General features: G+C 72.0%; 17 protein-coding genes. 9 read left to right on the top strand and 8 right to left on the bottom strand.

The annotated features are described in order from the left end of the window. Nucleotides 1–79: 79 nt before the first annotated feature. The 7 genes from B7X32_RS03845 to B7X32_RS03810 are packed head-to-tail and all read right to left on the bottom strand — an operon-like array spanning nt 80 to nt 8,089. Nucleotides 80–1,132, bottom strand: coding sequence for a P1 family peptidase (locus tag B7X32_RS03845; RefSeq protein ID WP_292716291.1), 1,053 nt, complete (start codon nt 1,130–1,132; stop codon nt 80–82). Continuing rightward, a complete protein-coding gene (locus B7X32_RS03840; RefSeq protein WP_292716288.1) occupies nt 1,129–2,691 on the bottom strand; it encodes a serine hydrolase domain-containing protein in 1,563 nt (520 codons plus the stop codon). The genes B7X32_RS03845 and B7X32_RS03840 overlap by 4 nt, the downstream gene beginning before the upstream one ends. 14 nt (nt 2,692–2,705) lie before the next feature. Then, nucleotides 2,706–4,529 carry a membrane dipeptidase gene (locus tag B7X32_RS21030; protein ID WP_366246942.1) on the bottom strand — a complete coding sequence of 608 codons (1,824 nt, stop codon included), beginning with the start codon at nt 4,527–4,529 and terminating at the stop codon, nt 2,706–2,708. Further along, nucleotides 4,526–5,407, bottom strand: a complete 882-nt coding sequence (locus B7X32_RS03825; protein WP_292716285.1) for an aminodeoxychorismate lyase — start codon at nt 5,405–5,407, stop codon at nt 4,526–4,528. Before B7X32_RS03825 ends, B7X32_RS21030 begins: the two co-directional genes overlap by 4 nt. Nucleotides 5,408–5,421: 14 nt before the next feature. Then, nucleotides 5,422–6,546, bottom strand: a complete 1,125-nt coding sequence (gene menC, locus B7X32_RS03820; protein ID WP_292716282.1) for an o-succinylbenzoate synthase — start codon at nt 6,544–6,546, stop codon at nt 5,422–5,424. Then, on the bottom strand, nt 6,543–7,271 hold the full coding sequence (locus B7X32_RS03815) for an SIS domain-containing protein (protein WP_292716279.1): 729 nt from the start codon (nt 7,269–7,271) through the stop codon (nt 6,543–6,545). The genes menC and B7X32_RS03815 overlap by 4 nt, the downstream gene beginning before the upstream one ends. Beyond that, nucleotides 7,268–8,089 carry a GNAT family N-acetyltransferase gene (locus B7X32_RS03810; RefSeq protein ID WP_292716276.1) on the bottom strand — a complete coding sequence of 274 codons (822 nt, stop codon included), beginning with the start codon at nt 8,087–8,089 and terminating at the stop codon, nt 7,268–7,270. The genes B7X32_RS03815 and B7X32_RS03810 overlap by 4 nt, the downstream gene beginning before the upstream one ends. Nucleotides 8,090–8,200: 111 nt before the next feature. Here B7X32_RS03810 and B7X32_RS03805 point away from each other — a divergent pair, with 111 nt between their 5' ends. Continuing rightward, on the top strand, nt 8,201–9,325 hold the full coding sequence (locus B7X32_RS03805) for a M20/M25/M40 family metallo-hydrolase (RefSeq protein ID WP_292716273.1): 1,125 nt from the start codon (nt 8,201–8,203) through the stop codon (nt 9,323–9,325). Between the two features lie 8 nt (nt 9,326–9,333). On the opposite strand, the gene B7X32_RS03800 is transcribed toward B7X32_RS03805, so the two are convergent. Beyond that, entirely contained in the window at nt 9,334–10,413 is a 1,080-nt protein-coding gene (locus B7X32_RS03800; protein WP_292716270.1) for a C39 family peptidase, read from the bottom strand. Nucleotides 10,414–10,739: 326 nt separating this feature from the next. On the opposite strand from B7X32_RS03800, the gene B7X32_RS03795 reads away from it, so the two are divergent. From B7X32_RS03795 to B7X32_RS03760, 8 genes are all read left to right on the top strand, one after another. Further along, nucleotides 10,740–12,593 (top strand): ABC transporter substrate-binding protein, encoded by a 1,854-nt coding sequence (locus tag B7X32_RS03795; protein WP_292716267.1) that lies wholly within the window; start codon nt 10,740–10,742, stop codon nt 12,591–12,593. Nucleotides 12,594–12,675: 82 nt separating this feature from the next. Beyond that, nucleotides 12,676–13,716, top strand: a complete 1,041-nt coding sequence (locus B7X32_RS03790) for an ABC transporter permease (protein WP_292716264.1) — start codon at nt 12,676–12,678, stop codon at nt 13,714–13,716. After that, a complete protein-coding gene (locus tag B7X32_RS03785) occupies nt 13,713–14,630 on the top strand; it encodes an ABC transporter permease (protein ID WP_292716261.1) in 918 nt (305 codons plus the stop codon). Before B7X32_RS03790 ends, B7X32_RS03785 begins: the two co-directional genes overlap by 4 nt. Next, nucleotides 14,630–16,276 carry an ABC transporter ATP-binding protein gene (locus B7X32_RS03780; protein ID WP_292716258.1) on the top strand — a complete coding sequence of 549 codons (1,647 nt, stop codon included), beginning with the start codon at nt 14,630–14,632 and terminating at the stop codon, nt 16,274–16,276. The genes B7X32_RS03785 and B7X32_RS03780 overlap by 1 nt, the downstream gene beginning before the upstream one ends. Next, a complete protein-coding gene (locus B7X32_RS03775) occupies nt 16,273–17,256 on the top strand; it encodes an LD-carboxypeptidase (RefSeq protein ID WP_292716256.1) in 984 nt (327 codons plus the stop codon). Before B7X32_RS03780 ends, B7X32_RS03775 begins: the two co-directional genes overlap by 4 nt. Next, entirely contained in the window at nt 17,256–18,095 is an 840-nt protein-coding gene (locus B7X32_RS03770; RefSeq protein WP_292716255.1) for a serine hydrolase, read from the top strand. Before B7X32_RS03775 ends, B7X32_RS03770 begins: the two co-directional genes overlap by 1 nt. Before the next feature lie 19 nt (nt 18,096–18,114). Continuing rightward, nucleotides 18,115–18,951: a serine hydrolase gene (locus tag B7X32_RS03765; protein WP_292716252.1), complete on the top strand. Its 837-nt coding sequence runs from the start codon at nt 18,115–18,117 to the stop codon at nt 18,949–18,951. Nucleotides 18,952–19,067: 116 nt separating this feature from the next. Beyond that, nucleotides 19,068–20,393, top strand: a 1,326-nt coding sequence (locus tag B7X32_RS03760; protein WP_292716249.1) for a KUP/HAK/KT family potassium transporter, incomplete at its 3' end; no start/stop codon positions are given.

Here is a 20,393-nt window from a genome sequence, read left to right as displayed (position 1 = left end):
AAGGCACACGGAGCGCCGGTCCCGATGTCCGCATCGGGGCCGGCGCTCCGTCGTTCGCCCTCCGGGGGGCTGCGGCGCGTCAGCGGGTCGCGTCCGCCACCACGCCGGCGGCGGCGAGGCGTCGTGCGACCTCCTCGGGCGGGATCGCGTGCGCGACGCGCCCCGAGGCGTGGATCTGCGTCGTGGCGGCGAGGATCGAGTTCACGAGCGACTCCTCGACCGCGTCCATGGTCGCCCCGAAGAGCGGGGAGAGCAGCTCGTCCCGGGGCGCGACGTCGTCGCCGACCGAGAACGCGATCGCGTAGTCGCCGCTGCCCTGGGCGAAGTCGGCGCCGACGCCGCGCATCGCGAACACCGCGCGCCGGGCGAGGCGCGCGAGCTGCCGCGCGTCCAGCGGGGCATCCGTCGCGACGACGATCATGCACGAGTTGCCGACCGTCGCGGCGTCCGGTCCCGGCACGAGCTCGGACGCGGGCATCGGGACCCCGGCGATCGACAGGGTTCCGCTGAAGTTCGACTGCACGACCGCGCCGACCGTGAAGGAGGCGTCGCCCACGGCGACGATCCGGGAGGCGGTACCGATCCCGCCCTTGAAGCCGAGCGCGACCGTTCCCGAACCCGCTCCGACGCTTCCCTCGGCGACGGGGCCCGTCGAGGCGTCCGCGAGAGCGGCCTCCACCTGCTGGGCACCGAGCGGACGCGTGCGGATGTCGGAGAGGAAGCCGTCGTTCGTCTCGCCGACGACGGGGTTCAGCGTGGTCACGTCCTCGTACCCCGGGCGGGCCAGCATGTGCCCGAGCAGCGCGTCGGCGACCCGGAAGACCGAGAGCGTGCTGGTCAGCAGGATGGGCGTCTCGATGATCCCGAGCTCCTGGATCTGCGTGGCCCCGACCAGCTTCCCGTAGCCGTTCCCGACCGCGAGCGCCGCGGGGAGCCCCCGACGCTGTGGTCCCATCATCGCGGGGACGATGGCGGTGACGCCCGTGTGCAGCCGGTCGGTGTGGATGCTCGAGTGCCCGACCAGCACGCCAGGCACATCGGTGATGGCGTTGTGCGGCCCGCGCGGGTGCGCGCCAGGGCCGACGCCGAGATCGGCGAGCCGGGGGCGGTCCTGGCGAGGGGAGGCCGTCATCGCACCCCCTCCTGGACGCCGCGCGTGCGCTCCTGCGCGGGCGCCAGGCGGTGGTGGTCGGTCACGTGCGCGGGCTCGTCGCGGGGTTTTCGACCATCCTCGCCGGCCGGCAGGATCGCGATCTCCTGCACGAGCGGGTCGTGCAGGCCGATCATGCGCAGGTCGCACACCAGCGCTCCGCGCTCGCACGGGATGGTCCACCGCAGCGCGGACCGGTCGGAGGCCGACACGATCCGCTCGGGGAAGGGATCCGTCGCCGGGCGGATCGCCCCCGTCTCGGCGAGGGCCTCGGCGAGACGGGAGGACCGGACGTCCGCCGGCACGTCGCGGAGGACGTTGCGCGCCAGCAGCTCGGCGGCATCGGTCAACGGGCGGCCGGCGCGGAGCAGGGCGTCGATGCGGCGCGCGGCCTCGAGGGTCTCGGGCCAGGGGCGCACGAGGGCCGCGGGCGCGTCGATCAGGCCGAGCACGTCGGAGAGGAGGTCGCCGGCGACGGATCCGGCGCCGAAGGAGTCCGAATTGCCGAAGACGACCACGCCGATGCCCGTCGCCGTGTGCCAGCGCATGTGCGAGGAGAAGCCGGGCAGGCCGCCGGCGTGCTGCACGACGCGGCCGAACCGGCGGTCGTGCTCGACGACCGTCCCGTAGCCGTATCCCGCGCCGTCCAGCACCCGGCCGCTCGCGGTCCAGGCGCTCGTCGGGATCAGCGTGCGCGCGGTCTGCATCTCACGCCGCGAGGCGGCGCGCAGCACGCCGTCGGCGGGCGAGGCTCCGCTCTCGAACGCCGAGCCGAGGAAGTGCATCCAGGCGGCGATGTCCGAGGCGGTGCTGAACAGGCTCCCGATGCACGCGAGCGCGCCGGAGCCGACGTAGGGCTCCGGCGTGAACGCGGCGCCGTCGTCGAAGGTGCGGAACCCGGCGGCGAGATCGGATCCGGCCGGGTACAGGTCGGCCGAGGCGCGGGTGTCCGTGAGGCCCAGCGGATCCAGCAGTCGCGCACGCACGACATCCTCGACGTCCCGTCCCGTCACCGCCTCGATCGCCCTCCCGATCAGGGAGATCCCGAGGTTCGAGTACCGGTACTCGGTGCCAGGCCTGGTCGCCGGCCGCAGTCCCGCCTCGACATGAGCGGCCATCTCCTCCCGCGAGGAGCCGAGGTGCTCGTCGCCCCAGGCGTTGTCCTCGCCGAGGCCGCCGCGGTTGGAGAGCAGCGCGTCCAGGGTGAGCGAGAAGGGCTCGTCGTCGAAGCGCGCCGCCGCGATCCCCGGCACGTACTCGGCGGCCGGCGCGTGCAGGTCGAGCAGGCCCTCGTCGCGCAGCGACAACGCGGTCGCCGCGAGGAAGCTCTTCGACATCGAGGCGATCCGGAAGATCGTCCCGGGCGTCGTGGGCGCCCCATCGCGTCGGGGCTCCCCGTGCGCGCTCGCCGCGATCACCGCGCCGCGGTGCGTGATCGCCGCGAGGGAGGCGGGGGAACGGCGCAGGGTCGGTGCGTCGAGTCGCGCGGCGAGGGCGGTCCTGGCGTGGCCGAGGAGGGCCGCGTCGTCGACGGCGGTCATCGCGGTCGCCGCCGTCATCGGGGAGCGCGCGCCGCGACGAAGGCGCGCACGTGGTCGGCGAAGCCGGCGACCAGCGCGCGGCTGGCACGGGTGTTCTCCTCGTCCGCGGCGCGCGCCTCGGCGAGGAGCTCCGCGACCGGCCGGTCCTCGGGCGACGGCGTCGTAGGCTCCCTCCAGCGCAGCAGGTCCTCGGCGGAGACCTCCGGATGGAACTGCAGCCCGTACACGCGGGTGCCGATCCGGAACGCCTGGTTCGGCACAGCGGCGCTCGATCCGAGCAGCACCGCGCCTTCGGGCAGGGCCGTGATCATGTCCTGATGGTTCTCGATCATCGGGGCGCCGGCGCCGAAGGCGGCGAGGAGCGGATCCTCCCTGCCCGCGGCGGTGGGGGCGATCAGAGTGGATCCGCGCTCCTTCGGGCCGAAGTCCGCACGCACCTCCCCGCCGGCGACGTGCGCGAGCACCTGACCGCCGAGGCAGATCCCCAGGGTCGGCAGGTCGCGGGCGATGGCCTCCCGGGCGAGCGCGCGCTCCTGGGCCAGCCACGGCGCCGCCTCGTCCTCGTCTGGCATGAGCCCGCCACCCAGCATCACGAGACCGGAATAGCCGTCGAGCCGGGCCGGGAGCCCGTTCGCGCCGAGCACGACGTCGACGGCGAAGCCGTCCTCGCCGAGCCAGGCGCCGAGACGGCGGGGCGGGGAGGCCTCGGCGTTGACGACCACGAGGATGCGCGGCGCCCCTTCGGCCGCGGTCCGCGCCTCGGTGTCGACGGCAGGCTGCAGCGCCGCCGCCCTGGGGGCGGGGGCGGTGCCGTCCAGGAAGGCGAGATGGTCGGCGTCGGAGGCCTCGAGCACGCGCAGCACGTTGCCGTGCGCGAGCGCCGCGAGCTCCGACTCGGACCAGCCCCTGCCACGCAGCTCTGCGAGCAGGTCGGGGTAGTGCGAGACGTCCTCGAGCCCTGCGGGCATCGCATCCGTGCCGTCGTAGTCGGCGCCCAGGCCCACCACGTGCGCGCCGGCCACCTCGCGCACGTGCTCGATGTGATCGGCGAGGTCGGCGATCCCGACCGGGGGAGGATCGCCGACCTCGCCCGCGAGCACCCAGTCGCGGCGGGCCGGCGACAGGAATGACGGGACGAAGGCGACCATGACGACACCGCCGCCGCTGCCGATCGCGGCGAGCACGTCATCGGGGACGTTGCGCGGGTGATCGCACAGGGCCAGCGCCGCCGAATGGCTGACCAGCACGGGCCTGGTGGTGACCGCGAGGGCGTCGCGCATCGTGTCGGGGGCCACGTGCGCGAGGTCGACGAGCACGCCGATCCGGTTCATCTCGCGCACGACCTCCCGGCCGAACTCCGTGAGCCCGCCGTGCCGCGCCTCGTCCGTGGCGGAGTCGGCCCAGTCCGTGGTGCGCGACCAGGTGAGCGTGAGATAGCGCGCCCCGAGGCGGGCGTACTGGCGGAGCACCGCGAGCGAGCCGTTCAGCTGCGCCCCGCCCTCGACGCCGATGAGGGACGCGATCCGGCCCTCGGCCATGGTGGCGCGCACCTCGGCGGCGGTGCGGGCGAACCGCAGATCCGAGGGGTACGCGTCGTCGAGGCGGTGCACGAAGTCGATCTGCTCGAGCGTCGCGGTCACCTGCTCGGCGCCGGTGAGCACCGGATCCACCCACACCGACCAGAACTGGCCGCCGACTCCTCCTGCACGCAGGCGCGGCAGGTCGGTGTGCAGGTCGGGGAGGTCCCCGTCCCAGCCCGAGGCGGCGTAGCCGTGCCGCACGCGCCGCGCCCAGGCGAGGTCGTTGTGCCCGTCGATGACCGGGATCATGTCGTTCATGCCCTCCGTCCGTCCAGCGCGCGGTTGATCCGCTCGGTGACGGCGGCGTCGACGCTCCGGGGCGCGCCGTCCAGGGAACGCACCGGTGCGGCGCCCCGGGTGCTGGAGCACAGCCAGAGCGCATCGGCGCGGAGGAGCTCCTCGACCGTGATCGCCCGCACCTCGACCCTGGCGCCCTCGGCCTCGAGCGCCGCGAACGCATCGCCCTGGGTCGTCCCCGGCAGCACGCCGAGCTCGGTGGGCACGGTCGTGTAGACGCCGTCGAGCCGTGCGATCACGGTGGAGTTCGGGCCTTCGAGCACGTAGCCGTCGATCGTCGTGAACACGACGTCGCTCGCGCCCCGGCGCCGTGCTTCGCGCAGCGCCGCCATGTTCACCGCATAGGAGAGGGTCTTCGCGCCCTGCAGGAGCCACGGCGAGGTCTGCGCGACGTCGTGGCGGTAGCCGCGGTCCAGCAGCACCACGTCGATCTCGGGCGTCGCGCCACCCCGGCGGTTGTCGGGCGCGAAGCCCAGGGCCCACCCGGTCGGCGCCTCTCCGGCGGCCTCGTCCCCGCGCGACATCACGAACTTCACGGCGCCGCGTGCGGCGTGCGCGCGCAGGGCGTCGGCCGCGGTGTGCACCGCCCGTCCCCAGAGCTCGCGGCGCGGCGCGGGGAGCTCGAGCATCTCGGCCGAGCGCGCGAACCGGTCCAGGTGTGCCTCGAGCGCCTGCGGGACGCCGTCGACCACGACGACGGTCTCGAAGATCCCGTCGCCGCGGGTGGCGGCCAGATCGGTCGCGGTGAGCAGGGCCTCACGCGGGTCGAGGGTCGTGAGGGCGTCGTCGATCGCGACGTCCGGTGCGAGATCGAGGCGGTGCAGGGTGAGGACGTGCACGGTGTCCCTTCGGATCAGGCGGCGTGGGCCGCGGAGTCGAGCGTGCGGGAGGCGTTCTGCCGCACCCAGTCGAGGTCGACCTCGTGTCCGAGCCCGACCGCGGCGGGCACCTGCACGATGCCGCCCCTGGCGATCACCGGCGGCACGATGACGTCGCGCGCGTAGTACTTGTCGGATCCGGAGACGTCGGACGGGAACGTGAAGTTCGGCAGCGACGAGAGCGCGACGTTGGCCGCGCGTCCGATCCCGAACTCGTGCATGCCGCCGCACCACACCGGGACGCCGGCGTCGCGGGCGACGTCGTGCGCGGCCCGTGCGGCGGTCAGGCCGCCCATGCGCGAGACCTTGATGTTGAGCACCCGCCCTGCGTCGAGGGCGAGCATGGTGTGCAGATCGGCGAGCTGCACGACCGATTCGTCGAGGCAGACCGGGGTGGAGATGCGCGCCTGCAGGCGCGCGTGCGCGAGGAAGTCGCGGGGGGCGAACGGCTGCTCGATCATCGTCAGCCGGTGCTCGTCCAGGGCGCGCAGCACCGCGCCCGATTCGGCGGTGTCCGGGTAGGCGCCGTTGGCGTCGACGTGCAGGTCGAGGCCGGGGTGCGCCGCGCGCACGGCGCGGACGGGCTCGACGTCCCAGCCGGGAGCGATCTTGAGCTTGACCCTGCCGTAGCCGGCGTCGATCTGCCGGCCCACCTCGGCGAGCAGATCGTCGATCGTGGCCTCGATCCCGAGCGAGACGCCCGCGGCGACCTCGGTGCGCGTGCCGCCGAGGGCCTCCGCGAGCGACCGGCCGGTCGCGTGCGCGTGCAGGACCCAGCCGGCCGCGGAGAAGCCGGCCTTCGCGAACTCGTGGCCGCGGATGCGCCGCCACGAGTCCTCGAGCTCCTCCGGCGTCTCCCACGTCGCACCGAGCACCGTCGGCGTCAGGTAGCGCTCCGCGATCAGCCAGGCGGTGTCTGTCGTCTCGGAGCCGTAGTAGGGGTCGGCCGGAGAGGCGATCTCGCCCCACCCGACGCGGCCGTCTGCGTCGGTCGCCTCCACCAGGAGGTGGGTCAGGCCGGTCTTGCGGTGCGAACTCGTCTCGAAGCCGTGCACGAGGGGCAGCTCCACCTCGAACAGGCGGATCCTGGTGATCCTCATTCGTCGCCCTCTGCGTCGAAGACGGCCTCCTCGGACCTGGCGGGCTCGTGCCGCTCGCCCTCGGGGTGGTGCAGGTGCAGATCGGCGGCCAGCTCGTCGCGCACGGCGAGACGGCGGCGGGCGCCCTTCGCGCTCGCCGTGGTGAGCGTGCTGAGCAGATGGCAGGCCGCGGCGACCGAGGTCGGCGAGTCGGCGTACGAGGCCGAGTGCGTGTGCACCGCGATGACCGCGGAAGCGATGTCGGTCAGGGGCGCGTCCGCGCTGTCGGTCACGAGCACGAGCTGCCCGCCGGCGCGGTGGAACAGCTCCCCGAAGCGCACCGTCTCCTCGCGGTACCGGCGCATCGTGAAGGCGACGAGCACGTCGGTGGCGCGCACGTCGGTGAGCACGGTGAGCGGGGTGAGCGCCCTGCCGTCCACGATGAACACGTTCGAGAGTGTCGCCCCGAGGTCAGCCCCGAGCAGCTCCGCATAGGCGGCGGCCTTGCCCCGTCCCGTGATGTAGCGACGCCGCGCGCCGAGGATGAGCGTCGCCGCCCGCGGCACGTCGCCGCTGCGGCTGAGGTCCTCGAAGGTGCGGGCCAGGGCGCGCGTCTCGGCCTCGATGACCTTGGCCTGCAGGCCCTCGGCCGAGAGGTTCGTGCGGAACCTGTCGCCGTAGCGCTCTCCCGGCGAGACGAGCGCCCGATCGCGCTCGCTCTCGGCGTCCTCGTTCGATGCGGTCATCGCGTCTCCTCCCGCTCCGGGCGCGCCACGGCCAGGTAGGCGGCCGTGGTCGGATCGATCCTGGTGCAGGCCACGAGCACGTGGCCGGCGGCGAACAGCCCGGTCAGCGCCTCTCGCACACGGGTGCGAAGGCGGTCGTGCGAGGCCCGCTCCTCCTCGTCGTCCGAGAGGGCGGGCGCCGCGGCGGGGACCGCCAGCCATGCGCCCTCGATCTCGGATCCGTCGGCGCGCGCGAGCGTCGTGGTGCGCACCCGGCCCCACTCGGACTCCGTGAGGGGCGGCGGCGTGGCTCCGCGGAGATCCCGGAAGGGATCCTCCGCGCGCTCCAGGGCCCATTCCACGAGGATCCGGTCCGTTCCCGGGCGGTCGTAGTAGTCCGGGACGAAGGCGATGCCCTCCGCGCCGAGGGAGGAGAAGTTGAAGTGCGCGTTGCGCGCCAGCACCGGGTCGAACGTCCAGCGCATCGCGCGGTGGCCCCACCCGCGCGCGACCTCTCGCTGATGCTCCTTGAGCAGTCGCCCCACGCCCTCGCCCTGATGGGTGGCGTCGACGACCGCCGCCTGGGAGTAGTGGAAGTCGTTCCCGGCCTCGTCGCGTCCTGCGAAACCATAGGCGAAGCCGATCAGATCGTCCTCGCCGGCGTAGACGCCCACCACGGAGCCGCCATTGCGCGCGAGGGCGCTCAGGAGATTCGGGTTGAGCGAGAACTCTGGCCGGTCATAACCGAAGACCCGCGTGTAGAGCGCCGCAGCCTGGCGGAACCCGACACCGGAGCGCAGAGTCACGGCGTGCAGCGGGCGAGCGGGGGTGTGAGGCACGATACGTTTCCTAAGACTTGGCACAGAGGGCTGTGAGAAGCGAAGTTATCGCACTCTAGGCGGCGGATCAAGGGATAGATATGATTCGTATAACGAGACGAGCGGAGTGTCATGACCGAGTATCGGAGTGCCAAGGCCCCCGGGCTCACGGATCGGCTGGAGCGCCTGACGCGCATCGAGTCCCCCTCTCTGGACGTCGCCGCCAGCAAGCGCATGACCACGCTGCTGGCCGAGTGGTGGGAGGGGCTGGGCGCCGTCGTGCGGATCGAGCGCACCGCCGCAGGGGCGAACCTCGTCGCCACCCTGGACGGGGCGGGGGAGCCGCTGCTGCTGGTGGGCCATTCCGACACGGTGTGGCCGCACGGTGCGATCGGGGGCGAGGTGCCCTGGTCGGTCGACGGCGACGTCGTGCGCGGGCCGGGCGTCTACGACATGAAGAGCGGCCTGCTCGTCATGGTCGCGGCGCTCGAACGTCTTCGCGGGCTTCCGCACCGCGCGGTGCGGGCGGTGATCGTGTGCGACGAGGAGGTCGGCTCTCCCACGACTCAGGCGCTGCTCCGCGAGGCGGCGGAGGGCGTCGCGGGGGCGATCGGCTTCGAGTCGCCGCATCCCGACGGAGCCCTCAAGGTCGGCCGCCGCGGCAGCACCAGGATCAGGCTCTCCGTGCAGGGCCGCGCCGCGCACGCCGCCCTCGACCCCGGGTCGGGGATCTCCGCGATCGACGAGCTCGTGGATCAGCTCGGGGCGATCCGCGGGATCGTCGCGGATCCCGCGCTGGAGTCCGAGGTGCTGTGCAACGTCGGGACGATCGCGGGCGGCGGCAGGGCCAACGTGGTGCCGGCGGCGGCCGAGGCCGAGATCGGTCTGCGCTTCCTCGACGGCGACACGGAGGCGGCCGTGCTCGGCGCACTGCGCGCGCTCGAACCCGTCCGCGAGGGCGCGGTGATCGAGGTCGAGGTGCTCAGCCAGCGGCCGGCGTGGAGCCCTTCGGCGGCGGACGGACGGCTGCTCGCGCGGATCGCGGCGGCGGGGCGCGGCATCGGCCAGGAGATCCTGGGCCGTCCGGCGAGCGGCGCCGGCGACACGAACCTGCTCGGCAGCCTCGGGATCCCGACGGTGGACGGGTTCGGTCCCCGCGGCGGCGGGGCGCATGCCGTGACGGAGCACGCCTCGCTGTCCTCGCTGGCCGAGCGGGTCGCCCTGCTGGAGGCGGTGCTCGCAGACGTCGGGAGCTGAGCGCCGGATCACCACACGCCGGCGTCTTCTCCGGGCGGCAGAGCGCGCCCGCGGGGCGCGATGAGCCAGGCCGTGCGCCGGCTGTGCGCCCAGGCGGCGTCGAAGGCCGCCCGGGGGTAGGTTCGCAACCCGTCGCCGCGGCCCGAGGGGAGCGGAGGGCAGGCCGGATCCGCGACCTGGACGTCGCCCTTCGCGTCGAAGCCGCGGAGGACGAGCAGGTGCCCCGCGGTCGCGTAGTCCGCGCCGGGCAGCGCGCCCTCGGCGAAGGAGATCGACGCGACGAGGGGGAAGCCCGCCGCGGTCAGTGCCTCGGCGTCCTGCAGGGACCGCAGCCGGGTCACGACGGCGTCGAAGCCGAGCTCGCCGGCGACCGCCGCGTTGAACGACCAGTTGCCGGTGCCGCCGTAGACCGCGTCGTAGACGGCGTGCGCGAGGTGGGGCACACGGGGGTCCGCTTCCGCGGAGGCCTCCCCGGGACCGCCGCGGGGGATGTCGGCGCCCCACGCGAGGAGGACCATGGCCAGCGAGGTCGGGGCGCACCAGGACGGTCCGCCGCCGCCGAGATCCTCCCTGGCGGGATGAGCCCGCTGCGAGAGCGGGACGACGGCGTCCGCCCCCGGCGGGGCGGTCGGAGCGCCCGTCCGGAGAGGGCGCTCGTCCGCCGGGGGCGAGGCGGCGGGTGCGCTGAAGCTCACGGCGACCAGGCGCAGGGCCGCCCGGTCGCCGGCGGCGAGGGAGATCCGCAGCTGCACGGCGTCGAAGGGGACGCCGTCGGCCGTGAGGACGTCGGTGTCGAGCCGGGGCGTGCCCTGGCGGATCGGCGGGGAGTCGGAGGGGGCGCTGCGCCGATCGCCGGGCGCGCCCCAGTGGGCGAGCTCCTGCCAGTCGTGCCAGACGCCGTCGACCGTGTGCGCCCTGATCCCGATCGCGGCGACGGCTCCCTCGTCCAGGTTCCAGGACGCGACCGCCTGGTCGGCGCCTTCGGCCCAGCCCGCCGCGAGCGGGGGAGACGTCCAGGTGCCGCCCTCCCACCCCCTGGTCGGGTCGGCGCGGACCAGCCGCGATCGCCAGAACGGAATCTCCGACATGGATCTCCCTCCGCGGGTACAAGGATCCGGTACGGATCTTTGCGCACTACGGGTCTCCGGTCAACCCTGGCGAGCGGATCGGATTGTGCGAGTGGAATCGAATGCACCGCAATATCTGTGCAGATTGTTTCAGGCAGATTGCGCGCAGTGCGCAAGATATCGATTGCACTTGGCGACCTTCGAAAGCCCGAGGAGTTTTCAACCCGAGGCCGATATTCGAGTATCTGGAACGAATACGTTGACCAATCGACCCTGCATACGGTTCCATGGCTCCATCCCCCGAGGTTCCGCAGGCGGATCCCGGCTCCATGGATGGAAGGACTCCCATGCGCACTCGCCCTCGCACACACCTGATCCGCGCGTTATCCGCGCTCGCCGGAGCGGCCCTCATCGCAGCCCCGGTCTCGGCAGCCCACGCGGCAGCGCCCGCGGGCGTCCGCACCGCCGACTCGTCCGCCGCCCCGTCGTCCGCCAAGGAGACCAAGACGATGCGGATCGCGACATCGGGCTTCGTGGACAGCTTCAACCCCTGGACGTCGATCTACCTCACGCCGACGAACGTGTTCCGGTACATGTACGAGAACCTCGTGCAGAACAGCGACGTCGACGGCTCGCCCACCAAGGGGCTCGCCGACCACTGGAAGGTCGAGGACGGCGGCAAGAAGTGGGTGTTCACCCTGCAGGACGGCCTGACCTGGTCCGACGGCAAGCCGATCACCTCCGCCGACGTGAAGTACACGTACGACCAGATGATGACGAACCCCGACCTCGCGGTCGCGAACGGCAGCTTCGTGGCGAACTTCGCCGCGGTCAAGGCTCCGGACGCCAAGACGGTCGAGATCGATCTGAAGTCGGCGCAGGCCCCCAACCCGGGGATCGAGGTGCCGATCCTGCCCCAGCACGTCTGGGAGAAGGTCGCGGATCCGGCCAAGTTCGCGAACGACAAGGACGTCGTCGGCTCCGGGCCGTTCCTGCTGGAGAGCTACAAGCCGAACCAGTTCATCACCCTCAAGGCGAACCCGAACTTCTGGCGGGGCGCGCCGAAGATCGACAAGATCCAGTACATCTACTACACGAACTCGGACGCGCAGGTGCAGGCGCTGCGCTCGGGCGACGTCGACTTCGTCTCCGGCCTCAACCCCACCCAGTACCAGGCGCTGAAGGGCGCCTCCGGTGTCACGGAGCACTCCGGCATCGGCCGGCGGTTCTCGTCGATCAGCTTCAACTCCGGGATGAAGACGGTCGACGGCCAGGCGTTCGGCGACGGCAACCCCGCGCTGCAGGACGTGAACGTGCGCCAGGCGATCCGCCTCGGCACCGACACGAAGACCCTGCTCGACAAGGTCCTGAACGGCCTCGGCACCTCCGCGACCAGCTTCATCCCCGCCTCGTACCCGCAGTGGACGCTGCCCGGCGACGACCCGGCCGTGAAGGCGCTCGCGTTCGACCAGGAGAAGGCGAAGCAGAAGCTCGACGACGCAGGGTGGAAGGCCGGCGCAGACGGGATCCGCGAGAAGGACGGCCGGCCGCTCTCGCTGCGGCTCTTCGTCGACTCCACGGACCCGACCCAGCAGGCCGTGTCCCAGTACTTCCAGCCGTGGATGAAGGCGATCGGCATCGACATCAAGATCGTCTCGACCGACTCCGACACCATCAACGCCGCCACGGTCGCGGGCAACTACGACATCTACTTCTCCGGCTGGAGCGTCAGCCCCGATCCGGACTACCAGCTCAGCATCAGCACCTGCGCGAGCCTGCCGACCAAGACGGACGGCACAGGGGCGACCTCGCAGGACGGCTGGTGCAACGCCGACTACGACGCGCTCTACAAGGAGCAGCTGGCCCAGACCGACCAGTCGAAGCGCGAGGCCGTCGTGCACAAGATGCTGGCGCTGAACTACACGGACACCGCGCAGATCAGCTACTGGTACGCGAACAACCTGGAGGCGTACCGGTCCGACCGCTTCACCGGATTCCGGACGATGCCGGCCAAGGGCGGCATCATCGCGAACCAGTCCGGCTACTGGGGGTTCATGGACGTCGCCCCGACCGGCTCCGCCTCGTCGGGATCCGGCGTGAACGTCGGCCTCGTGGTGACCGGCGGCGTCGTGGGCGTCGTCGTGGTCGGCGCGATCGTGTTCTTCCTCCTGCGCCGACGTCGCAGCGCCGACGTCGAGTGACCCTCGCGGTGGCCGCGGCGGACCCCGCCGCGGCCACCGCCTCCCGCAGCGTCACGCCGGAACCGGCCGGAAGAGAAGGCACATGAGCAATACAGCACCCGTCACGGAGACGGTGATCCTCGAGGAGCAGGGCGAGGCCAGAGTCCGCAGCGCCTCCGCCCTCAGATTCGCCGCGACCAAGGTCGGCGGCGCCGCGATCAGCCTGGTGATGGTCATCATCCTCGGCTTCTTCGCGTTCAAGATCCTGCCCGGCGACCCGGTCGCCGCGATGGCCAAGCAGCACCCCATGTCGAGCGCCCAGATCGCGCAGCTCCGTGCGCAGCTGGGCCTCGACAAGCCGCTGTGGCAGCAGTTCGGCGACTACCTCGGCAACGTGTTCACGCTGAACTTCGGCCAGAGCTACGTGTACAAGCAGAGCGTGGCCTCGCTCATCGGCGAGTACTTCTGGAACACCGTCCTGCTCACCGGCACCTCGGCCGTCCTCGCGATCGCGCTCGGCCTCTGGCTCGGTCAGAAGGCGGGATGGCGCCCCGGCTCCCTGTTCGACAAGATCACCACCGGCACCTCGCTCGTGCTGTGGTCGGTGCCCACGTTCTGGCTGGCGCTGATCCTGCTGATGATCTTCGGCGGCACGCTGCACTGGTTCCCGACCGGGGGGATGATCTCGCCGAACGCCCCGGAGGATCCGCTCGGCCAGGCCTTCGACGTGCTCTCGCACATGGTGCTGCCCGTCATCACGATGGTCGCGGTCGTGTACGCGCAGTACGTCATGGTGATGCGCGCCTCCGTGATGGAGGAGAAGAGCGCCGACTACCTCGTCACGGCCCGCGCGAAGGGGCTCAGGGACGACGACCTGCGGCGCCGGCACGCGGTCCCGAACGCGCTGCTGCCCACCGTCACGCTCGTGTTCATGCACATCGGCGGGCTCATCGCCGGAGCGGTCACCGTCGAGACGGTCTTCAGCTGGCCGGGTCTCGGCAAGCTCACCTACGAGGCGATCCAGGGACCGGATCTGCCTCTGCTGCAGGGGACGTTCGTCGTCTTCTCGGCGATCATCATCGTCATGAACCTGGTCGCGGACTTCGTGTACCGCCGGCTCGACCCGAGAGTGAGGCGCGGATGAGCGGCTCGACCGCAACCACCGCGCGCTCGCCGCGCAGCATGGCCTGGGCGCGTCGCGGCCGGGCGTTCGGCGGCTTCTGCCGCCAGTTCTCCCGCAGCAGGACCGGCATGGTCGGCGTGGGCTTCCTCGTGCTCATCATCGTGCTCGCGGTGCTCGCACCCCTGCTGGCCCCGTCCTGGATGCTCGATGTGACCAGGCTGCTGGACCAGCCGCGGTTCGCGCCGCCGTCCCTCGCGCATCCGCTCGGCACGGACGACCAGGGCCGCGAGATCTGGGTGCGCATGCTCTGGGGCGCGCGGGTCTCGCTGCTGGTCGGCTTCGCGGCGACCGTGGTGTCGATGACGATCGGCACGATCGTCGGGATCGCCGCGGGCCACTTCACGGGCTGGGGCGGCGGCCTGCTGATGCGGATCATCGACTTCTTCCTCGTGCTGCCCTCGCTGATCCTCGCGATCGTGCTCTCCGCGGTGCTGACCAGGGGCGTGTGGACGATCGTGATCGCGATCGGCCTGACCTCGTGGGCCGGGACCGCCCGTGTGGTGCGGGCGCAGACGCTGTCGGTGGAGTCCCGCGACTACATCGAGCGCTCCCGGGTGCTGGGTGCGGGGCACTGGCACATCATCGTCAAGCATCTGCTGCCCGCCGTGCTGCCGCTCGTGCTCGCCAACACGACCCTCACGGTCGGATCCGCGATCATCGCCGAGTCGACGCTGTCCTTCCTGGGGCTCGGCGACACGACCCAGCAGTCCTGGGGCACCGTGCTGAAGAACTCGATGGACGTGTCCGCCGCGACCGCCGGCTACTGGTGGTACATCCTCGTGCCCGGCATCGCGATCGTCCTGGTCGTGCTCGCCTTCACCCTCGTCGGCCGCGCGGTCGAGACCATCGTGAACCCGACTCTGAGGAGCCGCTGATGCCGGATCTGATCTTCGACGACGTCTCGATCACCTACCGCACGGGGGATCGCGGCGACCGCGGCGAGGTCGCGGCCGTCAAGAACATCTCGCTGACCCTGCCCGCCGGCGGCACGCTGGGCGTGGCGGGGGAATCCGGGTCGGGCAAGTCGACGCTCGCGATGAGCGTGCTCCGGCTGCTCCCCGCCAACGCCCGGCTGAGCGGTCGGGTGCTCCTCGGCGACACCGACATCGCGGATCTGCGCTTCGGCGAGCTCCGCGCGGTGCGCTGGGCGGAGGCCTCGATCGTGTTCCAGGGCGCGATGCACTCGCTGAACCCGGTGCGCACCGTGGGGCAGCAGATCCTCGAGGCGCTCGAGCTGCACGTCGCGGACGGGTGGCGCACCGACAAGGCCCGCAGGGCGCGCGTCGCGGAGCTGCTGCGCGCGGTCGACCTCGTCGCGAGCAAGGGCGAGGCCTACCCGCACGAGCTCTCCGGCGGCCAGAAGCAGCGCGTCATGATCGCGATGGCCCTGGCCTGCGAGCCCGATATCATCATCGCGGACGAGCCGACCACCGCACTCGACGTGATCGTCCAGAAGCAGATCCTGGACATGATCAGCACGCTGGTCACGGAGCGCGGGATCTCCCTCATGATGATCAGCCACGATCTGTCCGTGCTGGCGACCGCGTGCGAGCGGATCGCGATCATGCGCGACGGCGAGCTGGTCGAGGTCGGCGAAGCATACGAGGTGTGCACGAACCCGACCCAGGCCTACACGCGCCAGCTGGCGGAGGCGTTCCCGACCATCGGCGATCCCGCATCGCGCCTCAACCCGGTGTCCCGACGCGGCGCCGGCGAGCGCCCGCCTGCCCGCGAACTCGGCGACGAGGTGCTGCTGGAGGCCCGCGACGTCACGGTCACCTACCGCGGTCGCGGGGACGCCCTCCCCGCCGTGAAGAACGTCAACCTGCGCCTGCACCGCGGCGAGATCGTCGCGCTCGTGGGGCAGTCCGGGTCGGGCAAGACGACGCTCGCGCGCACGATCGTGGGTCTGCGCCGCGCGGACGAGGGCTCGACGATCACCTTCCGCGGCGCCGAGATCCCGCGTGGCGGACGGGCGCTGCGGGAGTTCCGCAGCCAGGTCCAGATGGTGCTGCAGGATCCCACCGCGGCGTTGAACCCGAAGCTCAGCGTCTACGAGTCGGTCGCGGAGGGGCTGCGGGTGCAGCGCTTCGCGGGCGACGAGAAGGAGCGGGTCGCACAGAGCCTCGCGGATGCCGAGCTCACCCCGCCGGAGCGGTTCTTCACCGCGATCCCGCAGGAGCTCTCCGGCGGACAGCGCCAGCGCGCCGTGATCGCGGGGGCGCTCGCGGTGGGGCCGCAGCTGCTGGTCGCCGACGAGCCGGTCGCGTCGCTGGACGCCTCGGTGCGCGGGGAGATCCTCGCGCTGCTGCTCTCGCTGCGCGATCGGCTGGATCTCAGCGCGCTCGTGATCACCCACGACCTGGGGCTGGCCTGGAACATCGCCGACACGGTCGCCGTGATGTACGAGGGCGAGCTCGTGGAGTACGGCCCGGCCGAGGAGGTCCTGCTCGACCCGCAGCACGAGTACACGAGGCGGCTGCTGGCCGCCGCGCCGAGCATCGAACGGCGCACGGCATGACGGTCGCGACGGTGCGGGCGAGTGCCGCCGTGATCGACCGGCACGCCTACCTGGATGCGGCGCCGCTGCAGCCGGGGGATCGGGTGCGGTTCGTCGCCCCGTCCGGCCTCGGCAGCGCGGAGAGCCTGGAGCGCGCGGTCGGCGCGTACCGCGACTGGGGGCTGGACGTCGTGGTCGGGGAGCACGTGCTCGATCCGCACCCGAGGGCGAGCTATCTCGCCGGAACCGACGACGCGCGCCGGCAGGACCTCGTGGATGCCTGGCTCGATCCCGACGCCGACGCGGTGGTCTGCGTGCGCGGCGGCTACGGCGCGATGCGTCTGCTCGACGGGATCGACTGGGAGCGCATGCGGGGCGCTGCGCTGCGCCGCGACGGCCGTCCCAAGCTGCTCACCGGATCCTCCGACATCACCGCGCTGCACGAGGCGTTCCGGGTGCGGCTCGACGTCCCCACGCTGTTCTGCCCGATGCCGGGCAACGACGTGTTCCGCGATTCCGCCACGATCCGCGACGACGTGCGGCGCTGGCTGTTCGAGCCCTGGGGCGGGCGAGAGCTCGTAGGGCCGAAGACCGAGGTGCTCGTCCCCGGCGTCGCCGCGGGACGGTTCACGGGCGGGAACCTCGCGCTGCTGGCCGGCGGGCTGGGTGCGCCGGAGGCGCGGGATCCGGCCGGCGGGATCCTCTTCCTGGAGGACGTCGACGAGGAGACCTATCGCCTGGACGGGTTCCTCGTGGCGCTCGCCAGGGCCGGCCGGCTCGCCGCGGCCTCCGGGATCGTCCTGGGGTCCTGGCACAAGTGCGGCGATCTGGCGGCGGTGCGGGCGCTCGCCGAGGAGATGCTCCCCGCGTTCGGGGTGCCGGTGCTCTGGGAACAGGGGTTCGGGCACGACCCGGACGCGCTGAGCATCCCGCTGAACGTCGACGGCGTGCTGCGCGCGGAGGACGGCGGCATCCGACTGAGCGTCGGCGGGGTGCTCTGATGCCCCTCGTGCTGCCCGTCCTCGACCCGCGCGTGCGCTGGTCGATCCGCATCCTGGACAGCGCGTCCGGCGCGGTGCTCGCCGAGCACGCCCCTGACACGGTGTGCGAGACCGCGAGCATCGGCAAGATCTTCCTGCTGATCGAAGTCGCGAAGAGGATCGTGAGCGGCGAGCTCGATCCGGATCGGCGCATCGAGATCCCCGAGGAGCACAGGGTCGCCGACTCCGGACTGCTCTACCGGATGCGCGACCAGCGCATGACGGTGGCCGATGCGGCGCTGCTCGTCGGCGCGGTGAGCGACAACCTCGCCACGAACGCGCTGATCCACCTGTGCGGCCTCGAGACGGTGCGCGCCGTCGCGCCCGCGCTGGGCCTGAAGGACACCTCGCTGCACGACTACATCCGCAACGAGCGCACCCCGGACCTGCCGTGGACGCCGTCCTACGGCACCGGCGCAGAGCTCGCCGACGTGATGCGCCGGCTCGGGGCCGGCGAGGTCGTCTCCGCGGAGGTGAGCGCGCAGGTGCTCGACTGGCTCGCCGCGGACACCGACACCTCGATGGTCGCGGAGGCGCTGCTGCTGGATCCGCTCGCGCACGTCGACCCCGAGTATCAGGGCATGGTGCTGCGGCACAAGACGGGCAGCACGTCCTTCGCGCGCATCGACGTCGGTCGCGTCGAGGGGCCGGCCGCCGCGGTCGCGTACGCGGTGGCGGCGAACTTCAAGGGGTCGGAACAGGATCTGCGCGCGAGCGTGACCGATGCGATGCACGCGATCGGCGAGCGCATCAGGGCCCACGTGACCGGACGCCGCAGGGACGACGAGCGCCTCGCCTGAGGCGGGGGAGGAGGAGCGGATGGGCATCGGGTTCGAGGAGCTCGAGCGGGAGATCCCCGGGCTGCGGTTCTCCGCGCTCGCCGTCGACGTGGACTCCGGCGAGACGCTGTTCCGCCATGGCGCCGAGCGCGTGCTGGACACCGCGAGCGTCGGGAAGGTCTTCCTGCTGCACCGGCTGCTCGCCGAGGCGGACGTCGGCGCCCGCTCGCTCGAGGACCGCGTCACCCGTCGGCCGTCGGAGTGGATGGACGACTCGGGCCTCTGGTACCTGCTGCAGGCCGACACGCTCTCGCTGTACGACGTGGCCGCACTGATCGGCGCCGTCAGCGACAACGCGGCGACCAACACGCTGTGCCGCGTGATCGGGCTCGGCGCCGTGCAGGAGCACACCCGCGCGCTCGGCTACACCCGGTCCGGCCTGGACGACGTCGTGCGCTGGCCGCTTCCGCCGGGGGCTCCGCGCACGCTCTCGCACGCGAACGCGGAGGAGATGGTGCGCTTCGTCTCGCGCACCGCGACGGGCGCTGACCTCGGTCCCGCGTCGACGGACACCCTGCAGCGATGGCTCGGCGCCGGCATGGATCTGTCCATGGTCGCGGCGGCGTTCGGCCTGGATCCGCTCGCGCACTACTACTTCGACCGCGACGTGTGGCTCTGGAACAAGACGGGCACGATCTCCACCGTGCGGGCCGACATCGGCCTGGTGATGTCGGCACGGCGCCGGATCGCCTATGCCGTGCTCGCGAACTGGGAGCGCGACGCCGAGGCCCGCGACCGCGTGCTGGCCGTCATGCGCCGCGCGGGCGACGTGCTGCGCGAGGCGATCGCCGCCGGCGGCGGCGGGGCACCCGACTGAGCGGCCTCGTCGTCGCGGCGCCCGTGAGGATCGCGTGAGGGCCGCTGCGCCACGCCGCGTGAGGATTCCGTGAGGGGCGCCCGGTGGCGCGGGATTCCGGCCCTAGGCTTCGTCGTGTGAGCAGTCAGACCGTCATCGGCGCGCAGAGCGCAGCACCTGCGAGGAGCCCCCTGCGGCTCGCGCTCATCGTGGGCGCTCTCGGCGTCGTCTTCGGCGACATCGGCACCAGTCCGATCTACGCGCTGCAGACCGTGTTCAATCCCGGGGATCCGCACCCGATCCCGCTCACGACGGAGAACCTGTACGGGGTCGTCTCGCTCATCGTGTGGTCGGTGATCCTGATCGTGACGGTCACCTACGTGCTGCTCGCGATGCGGATGGACAACGATGGCGAGGGCGGCATCATGGCGCTGCTGACCCTGCTGCGCCGCTGGGCGCCGAAGGGGCGCACGCGCACGGTGGCCGTCCTTTCCGGGCTCGCCGTGCTGGGCGCCGCGCTCTTCCTCGGCGACAGCATGATCACCCCGGCGATCTCGGTGCTGTCCGCGGTCGAGGGGTTGAAGACCATCAATCCGGGCCTGGACGAGTGGGTCGTCCCGATCACCGCCACGATCCTGCTGATCCTCTTCCTCATCCAGAAGCTGGGGAGCTCCGTGGTCGGCCGGCTCTTCGGGCCGATCATGGCGGTCTGGTTCGTCGTCATCGGCGTGCTCGGGATCGGCGGCATCGCGCACGATCCGCAGATCCTGCAGGCGCTGCTGCCGACCTATGCGATCGAGTTCATGGTCGGCCACTTCGACATCGCGTTCTTCGCGCTCGCCGCGGTCGTCCTGTCGGTGACGGGCGCCGAGGCGCTCTACGCCGACATGGGTCACTTCGGCCGCAAGCCGATCTCGTTCGGATGGCTGTTCCTCGTCTTCCCCGCACTGGCGCTCACCTACCTCGGACAGGGGGCGCTGCTGCTGGAGGACAAGGCGAACATGTCGGCGCCGTTCTTCCTGCTCGCGCCTGAGTGGGGCAGGATCGCGCTCGTGATCCTGGCCACCGCGGCCACGGTGATCGCCTCGCAGGCCGTGATCTCCGGCGCCTTCTCGGTCGCCGCTCAGGCCTCAGGGCTCGGCTACCTGCCGCGGCTGCGGGTGACGCACACGTCCACCGAGACGCACGGCCAGATCTACGTGCCGTGGATCAACTGGCTGCTCATGGTGTCGGTGATCACCCTGGTGTTCGTCTTCCGCAGTTCCGCGTCCCTCGCGTTCGCATACGGGATGGCGGTGATCGGCACGATCACGATCACCACGCTCCTGTTCTTCTACCTGGCCCGGCGGCGCTGGAAGACCCCGGGGTGGATCCTCGCGATCGGCGCGGTGTTCCTGCTCTCGGTCGACCTGCTGTTCCTCGCGGCCAACGCCACCAAGTTCGTGCACGGGGCCTGGCTGCCG

The sequence above is a fragment of the Microbacterium sp. 13-71-7 genome, from assembly GCF_002257455.1.
Lineage (GTDB): Bacteria > Actinomycetota > Actinomycetes > Actinomycetales > Microbacteriaceae > Microbacterium.
The sequence above is the reverse complement of the archived record's forward strand: the minus strand, read 5'-3'. Positions and strand labels throughout refer to the sequence as shown.